Origin of the sequence: Halovenus marina, from assembly GCF_051414115.1 — an archaeon.
GTDB classification, from domain to species: Archaea; Halobacteriota; Halobacteria; order Halobacteriales; family Haloarculaceae; genus Halovenus; species Halovenus marina.
Genome location: NZ_JBLKNZ010000001.1, coordinates 455,006 through 469,115, shown reverse-complemented (window position 1 = coordinate 469,115; position 14,110 = coordinate 455,006). Strand labels below are relative to the sequence as shown.

Here is a 14,110-nt window from a genome sequence, read left to right as displayed (position 1 = left end):
CGGATGGGTCTCCCAGTCACTGGGAGAGGGCGATCGGTTTATGTCGATCCACCGATGAACGCAGTACAGAGTCGATGATCCCGCTGGCACACGATTTCACGGGCGAACGGGTGCTCGTGTTCGGGGGCGGTCCCGTCGGAGTTCGCAAGGCCCACCGCTTCGCCAGCGAAGCCGACGTCGTGCTCGTCAGCCCCACGTTTTCGCCTCCCGAGCGCACCGATATCGGTCGGGACGAGTCCGCTTCGGCACGTAACAGGATCGAACGGGTCCGCGCCGCGCCGGAACCAGAATCGGTCGACGACTGGATCGACCGGACGGACCCCGCGCTCGTCGTCGCCGCGACGGACGACGCCGAACTCAACGCGGCCATCGAGCGGGCGGCCCAGGAACGCAACCTGCTGTACAACCGTACGGACCAGTCCGAACGCCGGGGTCCGATGAGCGTCGCCGTCCCGGCGACCGTTCGGTCAGACCCGGTCGCGGTCGCGGTCACAACAGGGGCGACCAGTCCGGCGCTCGCGCGCTATCTCCGCGAGCAGATCACCGAAACGATCGACGGGGCGGGGGCGATGGCGGAACTGTCTGGGTCGCTCCGGGATGACCTCGCGGCGACCGACATCGACGCCGCGACGCGGCGGGAGGCGATCAGGACCGTTGTCAGGAACGAGGGCGTTTGGAAGGCTTTAGATACCGGGATCGACAAGGCTGAGAAGAGAGCAACTGATGTGATCGAAGATGTAACCGGTGATCCGCTGTGACTGGACAAGCACAACTCGTCTCGGGCGTGAGCGTCTCCCACGAACGCGCCGACATGGACCACCTCGACGCGGTGACCGTCGAGAGCCAGCGTACCGCAGTCGCTGCACTGTGTTCCGAACCCGGCGTCACGGAGGCGTTTGTCCTCCAGACGTGCAACCGCGTCGAGGGGTACGTCGTCACCGAAGACGCCGACGCGGGCCGGGCCGCGCTCGACTCGTTCGTCGAGTCAGCGCCGGAGACGGCCGTCCGCGAACTCTGTCACGAGGAGAGCCTTCGACATCTGTTGCGCGTCGCCGCCGGTCTCGAATCGCTCGTCATCGGCGAAGACCAGATCCTCGGACAGGTCCGTAGCGCCTACGAGGACGCCCGAAGCGTCGACGGGATCGGCCCGGTACTCGAAGATGGCATCACGAAGGCGATCCGGGTAGGCGAGCGCGCCCGCACCGAGACGGCGATCAACGAGGGGGTCGTCTCGCTCGCGAGCGCCGCCGTTCGGCTCGCCGCCGAGAAGCGCGGACTCGCCGGACGGACCGTAATCGTCGTCGGGACCGGTGACATGGGGACTCGCGCGACGAAGCAACTCGCCGACCGGGTCGACCGACTCGTCATCGCAAACCGGACGGCGGCGAACGCACGGGAGCTCGCGACGCTCGTTCGGCCAGCGTCTGCGACCGTCGAAACGATCGACCTCTCGGACGTGTCGACTCGGCTCAGCGATGCGGACGTGCTCATCTCGGCGACCGGTGCGTCCGACCAGATACTCGACGCGGAGGCGTTCGACGGCGCACAGAACACACTCGTCGTCGACATCGCCCGACCGCGTGACGTTTCGCTCGCGGTCGACGACCGCGAATCGGTCACGGTGTACGATCTGGACAGGCTGGAGAGCGTGACCGAGAAGACTCGACAGATGCGGAGAGAGGCCGCTGTTCGCGTCGAGTCCATCGTCGACGAGGAGTTCGAGCGACTGCTCGCCCAGTACAAGCGAAAGCGAGCAGACGAGGTCATCTCGGCGATGTACGAGGGCGCAGAGCAGATCAAGGCACAGGAGCTCGAAACCGCTCTGGGCAAACTCGACATGGACGAGGAGGACAGACAGGTCGTCGAGTCGATGGCCGACGCAATCGTCTCACAGCTGCTCGCCGCGCCGACTAACAGCCTGCGGGACGCCGCAGAAGCCGACGACTGGTCGACAATTCACACCGCGTTGCGGCTGTTCAACCCGCACGTCTCGCCCGAGGAGTCACCCGTGTTCGACGAGATGCCGTTCACCAGCAACGCTCCGGCCGATGCCAGTCCCGACGAGATTCCCGACCACGTCCGCGAACAGCTTCCGGCTGGCGTGCTCGACCAGTTCGAGTGACCGGCGAGTTCGGTACTGGACAGCCGAGCCGATGGTCGCTGGGACACAAACGTTCTTTTCGCTTCGCAGTCAAGTGTGAGTATGGCGGACCTGCTCACAGACGACGAGATCGAATCGAAACTCCCCGACGGCTGGGACCGCGAGGGGGACGAAATCGTTCGCACCTACGAGTTCGACGCCTATCTCGACGGCATCGGATTCGCCTCGGGCGCTGGCGGCGTCGCTGAGGACGCCTGGCATCATCCCGAGATGACCATCCGATGGGGCGAGGTCGAGGTTCGGCTGACGACCCACGACGCCGGTGGGATCACCGACAACGATATCGGTCTCGCAGAACGGCTGAACGAGATATACGACTGACGAGTGTACTGCTGGCTGTACCATTTTGAACGAATTCGCCACCCCAGGGTGGCGAATATCTGTACGAACGGACAGCCTGCAGTATGAGTCCCGACAGCCGAATCGGTCGTGTTCTGCACCCACACAGCCGAAGGTAGTTTAATTGCGTTCGTGACCTGTATCAGATATGGAACCGCTGTCATCGCGCCGCCGATTTCTCGCACTCGCTGCTGGGGGACTCGGAGCGATGGCTGGCTGTCTCGACACGATCGACGCACGTGAAGAGGCCGCAGAGAGCGACGTCGGCCCGGACGAACTCGCTGACCGACTCCCTACTGACGAGCACAGCGTCCCCCTGTTGCCTGATCTCGACGAGTTCGAGGACCACGCCACCTCCGGCGGCGTCGAGAAGGACGCGATTCCTGCCATCGACGACCCGCAGTTCGCGGGGGTCGAGGCTGGCAACGACCAGCTGGACCCCGGCGATGTCGTCTTCGGTGTGACCATCGACGGCGAGGCCCGCGCGTACCCCCAGCGGATACTGGTCCATCACGAAATCGTCAACGACACGTTCGGGGACCGTGGGGTCGCAGTCACGTACTGCCCACTGACGGGGACGGCAATCGGATTCGAGCGCGGCGACGTCGAGTTCGGCGTCTCCGGGCAACTCGTCAACAGCAACCTCATCATGTACGACCGCGAGACCGACTCCTGGTGGCCCCAGGTCCTCGGGACGTCGATTCTCGGAACGATGAAGGGGCGTTCGCTTCGAGAAGTGCCCGTCGTCTGGACGACCTGGGAACGCTGGCGCGAGGCGCACCCGGACACTGCAGTCCTGACCGAAGACACCGGGTTCGTTCGGGATTACGGGGACGACCCGTACGGCGTTTACAACCCGCGGGGCGGGTACTATAACAGCGACCGCGTCATCTTTCCGCGGATGCACCGCAACAATCAGTACCGTCCGAAGCGGGTGTTTCTCGGCGCTCGCAACGCAGACGGGACAGTAGCATTTGACAAACAGCGACTCCGCGACGAGCGCCTGCTCGAAGCGACCGTCGGGGGCGTCCCCTATCTCGCGACCCACGACAAGGCACTCGATTTCGGCTACGTGTATTGGAACCCCGACGGGCGTTCGATCCAGGCGAGCGGGGATGGCTACGCGGGGCCTGACGGGGAGAGCCACGCGGCAGACTCCCTCCCGCTGGAACGAGTCAACGCGTTCGACGCGATGTGGTTCGCGTGGATCGCCTTCTACCGCGAATCGGTGGTGGTTGGATGACACGAAACGGGGTGGTGTGAATGGCGCGAACACAGACTGCAAACGTGGCCCAGCGGGTGACGGACAGAGTGGGACGGACGCTCGCGCTCGTGGCGAGCAGTGTTCGTCGGCGTGGGTCGCGTGCGGTGTTCGCCGTGGTCACGCTCGGGTATCTCGTGACGTTCCTGTGGGCGATGGGGGATCTGAATTTCCGTCGGACAGGGGTCGGCGTCGTCGCCGTCGTCGACGACCCGCTCGCGCGGATGCTCGAACCCGGCCCGGGTCCGTACACCCACGAACCCGTCGCGCTGGTCGAGCTCGGCGTCGGCGTCCTCCAGTTCTCGCCGCTCAACACCGCGCTCGGAATCGGGATCGCTGCGCTCGTCGGGGTGAACATGGCGTTTACCTACATCGCGATCACACAGCCAAAATCCTGTTCGATCGGAACGAGTGCTGGCGTATTGGCCTCGATTCCAGCACTCGTCGCCGGGTCGGCCTGCTGTGCGCCAGCGATCTTTCTGGCACTGGGTATCACTGCGAGCGGAATCGCGCTGACTGCCTTTCTCTGGCTGTTGCCGCTGGGAATCGTACTGTTGCTCGTGACGCCGCTGTATCTCGCAGGACAGATCGACCCGACGGCAGTGTAACGTCTCCGCGCTCAGGTGTTCGCTGATGAGTCGTCGTCACGCCCCCTGTCGGTGAGGACGCTCGCGCCGGGGAGGTAGCTCACGAGTTTCGTCACGTAGCCGAACTTGAACAGGCCGAACTGCGAGAGGATTCCGAGGACGAACAGGCCGACAAACAGCGGTTCACCGAGGTCGAACACGATCGGATCCGGTCGGAGCGTGTCCTGTGCAGCCTCGAACTCGTCCATCGTCAGCGAGCGTGAGGCGAGCGCCGACCCGATGAAGGAAGTGATGACTATCAGAAGCGATCGGGTGAAGAACATCCCGGCCCCGGCGACGATTATCCCGGCCCCGAACGCGGCGAGCAACTCCGTCTGCCAGCCAGCATCGAGCGCTGGCGCGACGATGTTCAGGCCGACGATGATGCCGACGATGAAGCTGACTGCGGCGATAGCCGTCGACAGCAGCGCGAACGTAATGACGATGCCGACGAGCGCGCCGAGTGGGATCGCAAGCGCAAACGCGACCGTTCCATCGACGCCCGCGACGTCCCCGACTGTCGGCGCAGCGAGGTAGCCGATGCCGCCGCCGAGCAGCGCGCCGAGCAGCCCGACCGTGTAGATGGACAGCACCGCCCCGAAAAACAGGAGGACGAGCCCGCCTGCAACCAGCCCGATTGCGATTGGTTCTACCATATCTCGACTGTCTCACGACGCGGAGATAATCTTTGGGGCGGACGATAGCTGTTCGGTCGTCAGGGGTGGCGACGGCGTTTTATGTCCCTGCGCCCACATGTGTGTCGATGACAGTCAACTTCGACTTCAGCGGCGATGTGGTGCTCGTGACCGGCGTCGGCGGCGCGCTCGGCAGCGCCGTGGCCGAGGCGTTTCTCGATGCCGACGCGACCGTCTGTGGCGCGGACATCGTCGACCCCCACGGCGACGACTCCGCACTCGCGGATCCGGACCGCATCGACGCCTATCAGGGCGATTTCACCGACGAGGAGACTGTCAGCGAGGTCGTCGACGAGATAGTCGAGACACACGGTGGCCTCGACTATCTCGCGAACATCGCTGGCACGTGGCGCGGCGGCGACCCAATCGAGGACACCGACGTGGACACGTTCGATTTCCTGTTCGACGTGAACCTGAAGAGTATGTTTCTGGCCTCGAAACACGCAATCCCCCACATCCGTGACCGGGAAGGGGCCATCGTCAGCATCTCCGCGCGCTCCTCGCTCGAAGGCGGCGAGGGCGACGGGATCTACCGCGCGACGAAGGCGGGGGTTCGTCTGCTGACCGAGACCATCGCGGAGGAGAACCTCGGAGACCTGCGAGCGAACGCGGTCATGCCGAGCGTCATCGACACGCAGATGAACCGGGAGATGATGCCCGACGCCGACCACGACTCGTGGGTCGACCCGGCCGAAATTGCGGCCGTCATCCAGTTTCTCTGCAGCGACGCTAGCCGCGTCACGAGCGGTGCGGCCGTCCCTGTCTACGGAGAGGCCTGACGACAGGACAGCGCAGCGTCACAAACAGGACAGGGCAGTGTCACACGGCGGACGCGCCGCGGTACTGGACCGCGAGGGCGACGACGGCCACGAAGAGGCCGCCGAGCAAGAAGAGCAGTCCGGCCGCGATTGCGGGGTCGAGACCGAACAGCGTGTCGACGGCGTGAGACGCGCCGTCGACGTCCTCGATAGTGGCGGTTCCCACCCCATCGTCTCCCCTGCCAACCGACTCTCCGCCGCTGATCGTCTGACTCGTCACGAGTCCGACGAGCACGCTCGCGGGTACGAGAAGCCCCAGTGCGCCCGCGAGTCGCTTCAGGACGCTCCCGAGCGAGCGCTCCGTGTCCTCGCCAGCGAAGAGGACGAGCGACTCGTCGGTCGGGGCGTAGACGTTCATCTCCGTCCCGCGCTCTGAGTACCACGTGTCGACGACTTCGATGAGGTCGGCGTCGCTCAACTTCTCCAGATGGTACTGGGCGTTCTGGACGGAGGTTTCGGTCGCCTCGGCGATGTCGGAGGCGGTCTTTGGCTCCCGGTGCAGTTCGAGAAACACCTCGCGTGTGGTTCGCGCGGCGAGTGTCTCGAACACCTCGTCAGCGGTGTCCTCGTCGAGTTCGACGAGTCGTGGCTCGCGCTGTTCGTGCTCGACCGAGCCACGGAGCGGGAAGAGGCTGCTCATATCTCTCCTCTATTGCCGCCCGATAAAGAGCGTTCCTTAGACTCAAACAGTCGTTTTAGTCACGGAAAGAAGCGCGCTTTCCCCGAAATTGCGGTTCTCGGGGTTCGGGCTACCGGACCCCGTCAGCCACGCGTCCGACGCCGCGATACCCTTATTGGACTGCGAGTGTTGCACCCGCTCATGGACGATAGTGAGACGGATCTGGTCTCGGTCAGTGTGCGACTCCCGGAGACGCTGTGTCTGGATATCGACGAGTATGCGGCCGAACAGGGGTACGAAAGTCGGAGCGCGGTGGTCAGTGCAGCGCTGGCTGAAGCCAGCGAGTGATACTGCTGGCTGTATGAGTGGCCCGCGCCAGTCCGCTGATCCGCCACGTTCAAGCCACGCCGCTGCGAGCATTTCCACATGACACGTTCCGTCTGGCTCAAGGCCGACGACGAAGTCGGCGACTGGGAGCAACGCAAGCGACGCATCACCGCTGGACTCGAAGCGGGGGTCGACTGGGTGCTGGTCGACCGCGCGGACGTCGAGCGCGTCCGCGAACTCGGCGACGTGAACGTCGCAGCCTTCGCTGGCGACGACGTCCACGTGATGGAGGCCGAATCGAGCGGGGTCGACGCCGACGCGACGGTCGTCGGCAAGGACGGCGAAGGCGACGGCACCGTCGACCTCCCGCCGGACTTCTCTGGCTCTGCGGATCTCTCTGCGCTTCGCCGCGACGAGGAGGGGCCGATGGGTGGGTACGTCCGTATCTTCGACGAGGACTACGAGGCCTTCGCCGAGGAAGTCGCCCGCGAGGCGGAATACACCATCGTCGTCGGGGAGAACTGGCAGATCATCCCGCTCGAAAATCTGATCGCACGCATCGGTGAGGAGACGACGCTCGTCGCGGGCGTCCAGACGGCAGAGGAAGCCCAGACCGCCTACGAGACGCTGGAGATTGGTGCCGACGCCGTCTTGCTCGACACCGACGACCCCGACGAAATCCGCGAGACCGTCGAGGTGCGCGACGAGGCCGGTCGGGAATCGCTCGACCTGCAGTACGCCGAGGTCACCGCCGTCGAGCGGGCGGGGTCGGCCGACCGGGTCTGCATCGACACGGGGTCGCTAATGGACCACGATGAGGGGATGCTCGTCGGGTCGATGTCCCGCGGGCTCTTTTTCGTCCACGCCGAGACCGCCGAATCGCCATACGTCGCGTCTCGCCCCTTCCGTGTCAACGCTGGCGCAGTCCACGCCTACGTCCGCACGCCCGGCGGCGAGACGAGTTATCTCTCGGAAGTGGCGAGCGGCGACGAGGTGCAGATAGTCGACACCGACGGGAACACCCGCGAGGCACTCGTCGGCCGGGCGAAAATCGAGAAACGGCCCATGTTTCGCGTCCAGGCCGAGACCGAGGATGGCGACCGCGTCGAGACGCTGATCCAGAACGCCGAGACGGTCAAAGTCCACACCCGCGAGGGCCGCACCGCGGTCACGGATCTGGAGGCCGGTGACGAGGTGCTCATCTACTACGAGGAGACCGCCCGGCACTTCGGTGAGGCTGTCGAGGAGAGCATTATCGAGAAGTGACTGTCGTGGGCGACTGCGTGCCCGTTCACGAGTGAGTGGGCATCAAAACACGGCGAACGTGTTGGGAGTGACGAGCAACCGGAGCCACGACGACGGCAGCGACCAGAATCGCGAGGGCGGCGGCGGCGACGTACTGGAGGAGTGTCGCGTCGGGGAGGGCGGGAACCAGTTCCAGCACGACCAGCAGCGACGCGACGCCGAGTGTCGCGAGCCCACAGCGCATCGCGAGCGTCCGCCGTTCTCCGGGTGACCCGTCGGTCGCAGTTCGCTCGCGGGCGACAGCGACGACCTGCCATCCGAGGAACGCGCCCAGCGTGGCCCCCAACAGTAACACCGACTCGAACCCGGCGTGGCTCGCGAGAACGGCGAATCCCGCAGCGGGAACTGTGAGCGCAAACAGCGCGGTCAACCGCTGTGTCTGCAGCGCTCGGACTCCGAGAGCCACAAGACAGAGACCGAGTGCCGTCCCCGCGACCACGTCGACCAGATAGTGAACCCCGAGGACGATTCGGGAGAGGCTGACGACGCCGACGAGCAGTCCGGCGACAGCGAATCGACGGCGTCGTGCGCCGACCGCCAGCACCGCCGCGAGGCCGACGTACACGATTGTCGCGCTCGTCGCGTGCCCGCTCGGAAAACCGTAGCTTGCAGGGGCCACGATAGACTCCCAGAGTGGCTGGAGCAGGTCCGGAAACCACGCCGTCGCCACCGGCGGTTCGTTCGGCCGCGGCAACGCGAACAGTTCCTTGAACCCTCTGTAGAGTCCGATCCCGGTGAGTAGAGTCGCGCCCACGACTGCAATCTCGTCCTGTCTGTCCGGGCGCGTCCAGTAGAAAACCCCGAGCAGGAGCCCCAGAAACCACAGGTCGCCGAGTTGTGTCAAGATTGCGACAGCGACCGCTCCCCACTCCGGAACGAACTCCTGAATCGTGAACTCGCCGACACCGCGTGTCATCCTTCCGTCTCTAGGAGGTGTGGCTTTTTAACTGTATGATCGATAGTCTTAGCTCGTCTGGTCGGTGTCGGTCTGCCCTCGTTCGATCGGTGTCGTACACCAGTGACAGAAATCAAGATCCTCGTCGAGTTCGTTCCCGCAATGAGGACAGACCGTCATCTCTGCGCCGGGCTGAGTCTGTGTGGCGTTGAGAGACAGCGCCATCAGGTACGCGTCGACGATGCAGAGCGCACTGACGCCCGCGAGCGCTGCGTTGACCGCCATCGACGCGTCGTCGGTCACGGTGAGAAGTTCGTCGAAGGAAGTCGCTGAGAACAGGTCGGGGATCAACAGCCACCACGCACCGACCGTCAGGACTAACCAGAAGAGACCACGCCCCCATAGCCGGAGATACGCGTGCCCGAGTCCGGGCGCGAGCAGCGTCAGCACCGCGGCTAGCCACGGCCGCTTCTGGCTCGTCTGCCCCTGCGTGAAACTCACTACTGCATGCTCGGTCCGAGCGACGGTTGAATCTTCCGGAGTCGTGAATTGACACCGCTGTGACGGCGAGACCGCTGTCGACAGCCACGAGCGGGAGTGTTTTGTACCCGGCCCGCCCAAGCCATCCCATGACACTCGATCCCGTCCACGTGGACGGTATTGCGGATCTCGCCGGTCGCGTCGACCAGTCGGTCACCGAGCGCGACCACACGGATGTCGCGATGACGGCCTGGCGCGAGTTTCTCGACCCGCTGTACGAGGACGGCGACGCGGTGCTCGAACCGCTCGGTGAACACCGTCGGCAGAAAGTGCCGGTCGACGACGTCGCGCTCGAAGAACGCCCGTTTCCGACCCAGCACGGGCTCGACGCGGGGACCATCAACCCGACGACGTTCAAAAACGGGCTGGTGCTCGACGTCTCACAGGCTGCGATGGCATCTGTCCCCTCGGACGTGGAACTCCACCGCGGCCGGACAATCGTGATGACCGTCCACGCCAACGACGACACTATCGACGTGAGCGACGACACGTGGCGGATGGGCGACGGCGGCTACGCACGCAGGCGAATCCTGCACGCCCCTCGCGTCGACCGCTACGAGCAGACGGTCGTCCACGCGCTCGCGCTGTACCGTGCGGAGAGCGAACACGCCATCGACCAGGCCGATGCTGTCGACGACCTGCTCGTGCTCGACGGGCCGCTGTATCCGACCGGGCTCCTGCGATGGATCGAGCGCGACCCCGCCCTGGAGCGACTCGTCATCGAGCGCGCGGAGTTCAGAGACGTCATCGCGAACTACCTCGAACTCGTCGAGACCTTCGCGTTCCGTGACACACCACTGGTTGGCTTCGTCAAAAACAGCACCTCGAAGGCGATCACCCGACTCCTCCGGAGCAAGACGGGTGCGCCGTGGGTCGACGACGACGCCTTCTTCCGGCACGTGCTGGAACGGCACGACGACGACGGCGAGCGACTGACCGACGCGCTGACGTTCACGAGGTGGTTTCGCTCGCGTGTCGGCACGCACGACGTCCTCAACGGTGACCGACTCGATCTGGACCACGAGCGCTCCCTGCCCGACGAGGCCTACGAGGTCACATTCTTCGTCATCTACGACCCGCGAGACGACTTGATCTACCGCGTCGAGGCACCCTACGCGGTGACCCGCGACGAGCAGACACGTGAGCAGTTGCTGACACAGACCCTCTCGGAAGTCGCAAGCGAACGCGGGCCGCCGCGTGCCGTGGCCAAGGCCGACGAACTCGCCCGGATCGGCCGGGAGGAAAAGCAGACGCTGCGTCGGCGCATCGAACGCGAGTTCGACACCGACCAGCGCGAAACCTACAACGACAAGCGGTGGGGACTGGTCGAAAGCAGCGAGTTTCAGTGATCGGTCTCAGAGACCTCCTGCAGTTCAACGTCGACCTCGTCGGGGTCGACGCCGATGCGGGCGAACTGGGTGCGGACGTGGTCGTTTGCAGCCTCAACCGCTGCCTCACGAGAGTCGAATCCCCGCGGCATCGGTGACTCGAAGGCGATCTGAATCGACTCGCCGTCGACGACCTGTGTCGTGCCGCCGGTTTCGACCTCGTAGAACTCGTCACAGACCCAGACGTAGGGCGCGTCGACGTCCGGGGAACCACGATAGGTGGGCGGCGTTTCGTCGCGCTCGTAGATAGTCCCGGTCAGCTCCGTCCCGCCAGCGCGCCCACGAACGAGCAACATACCTGGAGATAGGTTCCCCACTGGCAAAAACTGTCCGGCGACCGCAGCCAGTGTTGTCGCGCTGGGGAAACGCGTTAGTAGCTTCCCCACATTTGGCCGGTAATGTCCGACCTCGACGATTTCGCTGAGTACGATGGGAGCGGTTCCGACGCGGGGGAAGGCGATGACGAGACGGCCGATACCACGGCGGAGACCAGCCAGAACGACGAGCAGTCCGACGATTTCGAGCGTCTCGACGTGACACCGTCGGGGAGTGACCGCGGACTCGGCGTGCTCTCGGCGTCGGCCGGACTCCAGATCCACGAGGACGACGACGAGACGCGCTTGCGAGCGTACGTGACCGCGGCGAACCGCTCCGGCGTTCGAATCGGGCGATATCTGATCGTCCCCTACCCCGACAGCGGCGGCGGGGGTGAACGCCTGTTCTGTCGGATCACCGGACTGGAGTACGCACAGGAGTACCGGGCCGACGACGCCACCGAGATTCACGCCCGCCGCGCGATGCGCTCGCCGGGCATCGACGAGGAGGACTTCAAACTCATGGCGACGCTCGAACCCGTCGCGGTGCTGTACGAGGAAGACGGCGACCTCAAGCGGCGGATGACCGACCGCGTTCCGAAACCGGAGACGGTCGTGACGGAGGCCTCAGACAAGGAAGACATCAAGACCGGACTGAAGATGCCCTCGGAGGGTGTGTTTCTCGGCCACCTCGCCGTCGGCGGCGAGAAGGTTCGGACGGGCGCGAGTCCGCCGACCATCGACTACCGCCTGAAGGACGACTACACCGATGGCGACCCGCTCGTCTTCCGGCATACGCTCGTCGCTGGCGGAACGGGGTCGGGCAAGACCCACGCCGCGAAGAACGTCCTCCGGCAGTATCTCGACGAGAATCGGACCTATCCGGTCGGCGCTGGCGACGGGCGAGAGGCCCGTGCCGCAGTCGTCCAGTTCGACCCACAGGACGAGTACGCACAGATGCACGACGACGGCGACTACGACGGGGACGTGAAACGCCGTCTGGAGCGCGAGGGCGTCGCCCACGGCGGGTACGACGACACCGTCGCATTCGTGCCGAAAGTCGGGGACGCGAGCTACGCCGCGAGCGACCATCGCGCCGAGCAGGTGGAGTTCACCATCCCCTTCTCGATGGCCCACGACAACCCGTGGCTCATCGCATCAAGCGGTCTCAACGACAACCAGTACACCGCCCTGACGACGGTTCTCCTGCCCCGATTCAGAGAGCAGTACGGCCGCGAGGGGACCTACGAGCAGTTCTGCTCGTTCATGGACGACCCCGCGCTCCGGGAGGAACTCGACGAGTCCGGGCGGGTGCACGAGGCGACCTTCGACGCCATCGGCCGCCGGATTCGGGGCTTCGGCGACGTGTTCGACCAGGACGCTCGCCCGATCACCGAACGGATCCACGAGTTCGTCAGACCGGGTGGGCTGACGGTCGTTCCGACCTACCACATCTCGAAGAGTCGCCACACGGAGACGGTCGTGCTCGCGCTGGCGTCGCTGCTCGTCGACCAGAAACTCTCGAACGACCCGGCCCACGACCGCATCAAGGAGACGCCGCTCGTCGTCGGCATGGACGAGGCGCACAACTTCCTGACCGACGCCGATACCGTCCAGGCCCGGAAGGTCATCGGCAAGTTCACCGAGGCCGCAAAGCAGGGCCGCAAGGAGCGACTCGGTCTCTTTCTCATCACCCAAGACCCACAGGACATCGCCGACCCCGTGTTCAAGCAGATCAACACGACAGTCGTGCTCAACCTCGGTGACGAGGACGCCATCTCCGCGGTGAACATCCCCGCGAACCTCGAATCGAAGGTGCCCTACATGGAGAAAGGACAGATGGTGGTCTACTCGCCAGACAACTCCGAACCGGTCGAACTCGTCGGTCTCTCACACTGTGTGACCAAGCACGGGTAGGGGAATCGCCCCGTCGGCGCGCTGCTCTCCACTCCACACGCTCCTCTAGAGACGGGCGATGGCGACAAAGCCCGGCAGCATGATAAAGAGCGTGAGGAGGGTCATCCACCAGGGGAGAAACAGGGCGAGTGCGAGGAGCATCACGAGCAGCGTTCCTCCCGCGATCACCTTCTGGGCAGGTGTCATCATAGGAAACGATGTCAAGACCTCAAAAGATAAGCCTGTCCCTTGCACGTACGCTAATACGGATGTCTCGACTGTGGTCGACGCTCGTGACGGGCGTCTCAGGACTGTACTCGCGCGTCGCGGGTTTGCTGCGTGGCTGGGGGGTGTACATCGTCTGTGCGGCCGGACTCTTTCTCGGGACGGCCCTGCTCGGCGTGGCTATCGGCGTCGAGCGCGGGTCGGTGCCGCTCGTCCCGTTCGAGGTTCGCACGCCGGGTGACCCTGTGCCGTCGCTCTCCGCGATTGATCTCTTCGCTCACAACGGTCGGATCGCCGTCTTGCTGGTGGGGAGTGCGCTGCTGTTCGGGCTGCCTGCAGTCGTCATTCAGCTTTTCAACGGCCTGCTGTTTGGGTCTATCGTGGCTGTCGGGAGCGCGAACCGGGGGATGGGTGAGACGCTCCTGTTGCTTCTCCCACACGGTATCGTCGAACTCCCGGCGTTCTGGCTTGCCGGTGCCGTCGGTCTCCGGCTGACCCACAGTTTCTGGAAGGTCGCAACCGGTGACAGAGACCGGTCGCCGGTCCCGGTGGTCGTTCTCCAGAGCCTTGCGCTCTCTCTGGTGGTATTCGGACTGCTCGCAGTCGCGGCACTCATCGAGGCCCACGTCACCGCCGGACTCGTCTGAGGTTCCCCGACAGTTCGGAGACAGTCGAAACGTTCAAGCGTGTTATGTGCCAAC

At 64.8% G+C, this 14,110-nt stretch carries 17 protein-coding genes; 11 read left to right on the top strand and 6 right to left on the bottom strand.

Annotation, left to right across the window (positions count from 1 at the left end):
- The first annotated feature begins 74 nt into the window (after positions 1-74).
- From ACMGFL_RS02405 to ACMGFL_RS02385, 5 genes are all read left to right on the top strand, one after another.
- Positions 75-758, top strand: a complete 684-nt coding sequence (locus tag ACMGFL_RS02405; protein ID WP_436933939.1) for a precorrin-2 dehydrogenase/sirohydrochlorin ferrochelatase family protein — start codon at positions 75-77, stop codon at positions 756-758.
- Positions 755-2,122: a glutamyl-tRNA reductase gene (gene hemA, locus ACMGFL_RS02400; RefSeq protein ID WP_436933938.1), complete on the top strand. Its 1,368-nt coding sequence runs from the start codon at positions 755-757 to the stop codon at positions 2,120-2,122. Before ACMGFL_RS02405 ends, hemA begins: the two co-directional genes overlap by 4 nt.
- Positions 2,123-2,203: 81 nt before the next feature.
- Positions 2,204-2,482, top strand: a complete 279-nt coding sequence (locus tag ACMGFL_RS02395) for a 4a-hydroxytetrahydrobiopterin dehydratase (RefSeq protein ID WP_436933937.1) — start codon at positions 2,204-2,206, stop codon at positions 2,480-2,482.
- 166 nt (positions 2,483-2,648) lie between these two features.
- Complete coding sequence (locus ACMGFL_RS02390; RefSeq protein ID WP_436933936.1) at positions 2,649-3,743, top strand: DUF3179 domain-containing protein; 1,095 nt, start codon at positions 2,649-2,651, stop codon at positions 3,741-3,743.
- Positions 3,744-3,763: 20 nt separating this feature from the next.
- Complete coding sequence (locus ACMGFL_RS02385) at positions 3,764-4,369, top strand: hypothetical protein (protein WP_436933935.1); 606 nt, start codon at positions 3,764-3,766, stop codon at positions 4,367-4,369.
- 11 nt (positions 4,370-4,380) lie between these two features.
- Here ACMGFL_RS02385 and ACMGFL_RS02380 read toward each other — a convergent pair whose 3' ends face one another.
- Positions 4,381-5,043 carry a phosphate ABC transporter permease gene (locus tag ACMGFL_RS02380; protein ID WP_436933934.1) on the bottom strand — a complete coding sequence of 221 codons (663 nt, stop codon included), beginning with the start codon at positions 5,041-5,043 and terminating at the stop codon, positions 4,381-4,383.
- A gap of 107 nt (positions 5,044-5,150) precedes the next feature.
- Between ACMGFL_RS02380 and ACMGFL_RS02375 the strand changes: the two genes are divergently transcribed.
- Positions 5,151-5,861: an SDR family oxidoreductase gene (locus tag ACMGFL_RS02375; RefSeq protein ID WP_436933933.1), complete on the top strand. Its 711-nt coding sequence runs from the start codon at positions 5,151-5,153 to the stop codon at positions 5,859-5,861.
- Positions 5,862-5,901: 40 nt separating this feature from the next.
- Here ACMGFL_RS02375 and ACMGFL_RS02370 read toward each other — a convergent pair whose 3' ends face one another.
- Positions 5,902-6,540 (bottom strand): ArsR/SmtB family transcription factor, encoded by a 639-nt coding sequence (locus ACMGFL_RS02370; protein ID WP_436933932.1) that lies wholly within the window; start codon positions 6,538-6,540, stop codon positions 5,902-5,904.
- A 180-nt stretch (positions 6,541-6,720) separates the two neighbouring features.
- Here ACMGFL_RS02370 and ACMGFL_RS02365 point away from each other — a divergent pair, with 180 nt between their 5' ends.
- Both ACMGFL_RS02365 and ACMGFL_RS02360 read left to right on the top strand, forming a co-directional pair.
- Entirely contained in the window at positions 6,721-6,867 is a 147-nt protein-coding gene (locus tag ACMGFL_RS02365) for a ribbon-helix-helix domain-containing protein (RefSeq protein ID WP_436933931.1), read from the top strand.
- A gap of 78 nt (positions 6,868-6,945) precedes the next feature.
- Positions 6,946-8,112, top strand: a complete 1,167-nt coding sequence (locus ACMGFL_RS02360; RefSeq protein ID WP_436933930.1) for a 3-dehydroquinate synthase II — start codon at positions 6,946-6,948, stop codon at positions 8,110-8,112.
- A 25-nt stretch (positions 8,113-8,137) separates the two neighbouring features.
- Here ACMGFL_RS02360 and ACMGFL_RS02355 read toward each other — a convergent pair whose 3' ends face one another.
- Entirely contained in the window at positions 8,138-9,067 is a 930-nt protein-coding gene (locus tag ACMGFL_RS02355) for a phosphatase PAP2 family protein (protein ID WP_436933929.1), read from the bottom strand.
- 48 nt (positions 9,068-9,115) lie between these two features.
- Positions 9,116-9,547, bottom strand: a complete 432-nt coding sequence (locus tag ACMGFL_RS02350; RefSeq protein WP_436933928.1) for a DUF7575 domain-containing protein — start codon at positions 9,545-9,547, stop codon at positions 9,116-9,118.
- A gap of 128 nt (positions 9,548-9,675) precedes the next feature.
- Between ACMGFL_RS02350 and ACMGFL_RS02345 the strand changes: the two genes are divergently transcribed.
- The gene (locus ACMGFL_RS02345; protein WP_436933927.1) at positions 9,676-10,935 is read left to right on the top strand and encodes a DNA double-strand break repair nuclease NurA; all 1,260 of its coding nucleotides are present in this window, start codon (positions 9,676-9,678) and stop codon (positions 10,933-10,935) included.
- Here the strand turns inward: ACMGFL_RS02345 and ACMGFL_RS02340 are convergent.
- A complete protein-coding gene (locus tag ACMGFL_RS02340) occupies positions 10,929-11,270 on the bottom strand; it encodes a DUF7113 family protein (RefSeq protein ID WP_436933926.1) in 342 nt (113 codons plus the stop codon). The genes ACMGFL_RS02345 and ACMGFL_RS02340 overlap by 7 nt on opposite strands.
- Before the next feature lie 102 nt (positions 11,271-11,372).
- Here ACMGFL_RS02340 and ACMGFL_RS02335 point away from each other — a divergent pair, with 102 nt between their 5' ends.
- A complete protein-coding gene (locus ACMGFL_RS02335) occupies positions 11,373-13,205 on the top strand; it encodes an ATP-binding protein (protein ID WP_436933925.1) in 1,833 nt (610 codons plus the stop codon).
- Between the two features lie 45 nt (positions 13,206-13,250).
- Here ACMGFL_RS02335 and ACMGFL_RS02330 read toward each other — a convergent pair whose 3' ends face one another.
- The gene (locus tag ACMGFL_RS02330) at positions 13,251-13,394 is read right to left on the bottom strand and encodes a hypothetical protein (RefSeq protein ID WP_436933924.1); all 144 of its coding nucleotides are present in this window, start codon (positions 13,392-13,394) and stop codon (positions 13,251-13,253) included.
- A gap of 59 nt (positions 13,395-13,453) precedes the next feature.
- On the opposite strand from ACMGFL_RS02330, the gene ACMGFL_RS02325 reads away from it, so the two are divergent.
- Positions 13,454-14,056, top strand: a complete 603-nt coding sequence (locus ACMGFL_RS02325; RefSeq protein WP_436933923.1) for a stage II sporulation protein M — start codon at positions 13,454-13,456, stop codon at positions 14,054-14,056.
- The last annotated feature ends 54 nt before the right edge of the window (positions 14,057-14,110 follow it).

Bases quoted from the DNA above. Each gene is read 5' to 3' on its own strand.
- ACMGFL_RS02340 (WP_436933926.1), bottom strand. From the start codon at position 11,270: ATGTTGCTCGTTCGTGGGCGCGCTGGCGGGACGGAGCTGACCGGGACT.
- ACMGFL_RS02345 (WP_436933927.1), top strand. From the start codon at position 9,676: ATGACACTCGATCCCGTCCACGTGGACGGTATTGCGGATCTCGCCGGT.
- ACMGFL_RS02325 (WP_436933923.1), top strand. From the start codon at position 13,454: ATGTCTCGACTGTGGTCGACGCTCGTGACGGGCGTCTCAGGACTGTAC.
- ACMGFL_RS02370 (WP_436933932.1), bottom strand. From the start codon at position 6,540: ATGAGCAGCCTCTTCCCGCTCCGTGGCTCGGTCGAGCACGAACAGCGC.
- ACMGFL_RS02355 (WP_436933929.1), bottom strand. From the start codon at position 9,067: ATGACACGCGGTGTCGGCGAGTTCACGATTCAGGAGTTCGTTCCGGAG.
- ACMGFL_RS02405 (WP_436933939.1), top strand. From the start codon at position 75: ATGATCCCGCTGGCACACGATTTCACGGGCGAACGGGTGCTCGTGTTC.
- ACMGFL_RS02385 (WP_436933935.1), top strand. From the start codon at position 3,764: ATGGCGCGAACACAGACTGCAAACGTGGCCCAGCGGGTGACGGACAGA.
- ACMGFL_RS02395 (WP_436933937.1), top strand. From the start codon at position 2,204: ATGGCGGACCTGCTCACAGACGACGAGATCGAATCGAAACTCCCCGAC.
- ACMGFL_RS02360 (WP_436933930.1), top strand. From the start codon at position 6,946: ATGACACGTTCCGTCTGGCTCAAGGCCGACGACGAAGTCGGCGACTGG.
- ACMGFL_RS02375 (WP_436933933.1), top strand. From the start codon at position 5,151: ATGACAGTCAACTTCGACTTCAGCGGCGATGTGGTGCTCGTGACCGGC.
- ACMGFL_RS02335 (WP_436933925.1), top strand. From the start codon at position 11,373: ATGTCCGACCTCGACGATTTCGCTGAGTACGATGGGAGCGGTTCCGAC.
- ACMGFL_RS02365 (WP_436933931.1), top strand. From the start codon at position 6,721: ATGGACGATAGTGAGACGGATCTGGTCTCGGTCAGTGTGCGACTCCCG.
- ACMGFL_RS02380 (WP_436933934.1), bottom strand. From the start codon at position 5,043: ATGGTAGAACCAATCGCAATCGGGCTGGTTGCAGGCGGGCTCGTCCTC.
- ACMGFL_RS02330 (WP_436933924.1), bottom strand. From the start codon at position 13,394: ATGATGACACCTGCCCAGAAGGTGATCGCGGGAGGAACGCTGCTCGTG.
- ACMGFL_RS02390 (WP_436933936.1), top strand. From the start codon at position 2,649: ATGGAACCGCTGTCATCGCGCCGCCGATTTCTCGCACTCGCTGCTGGG.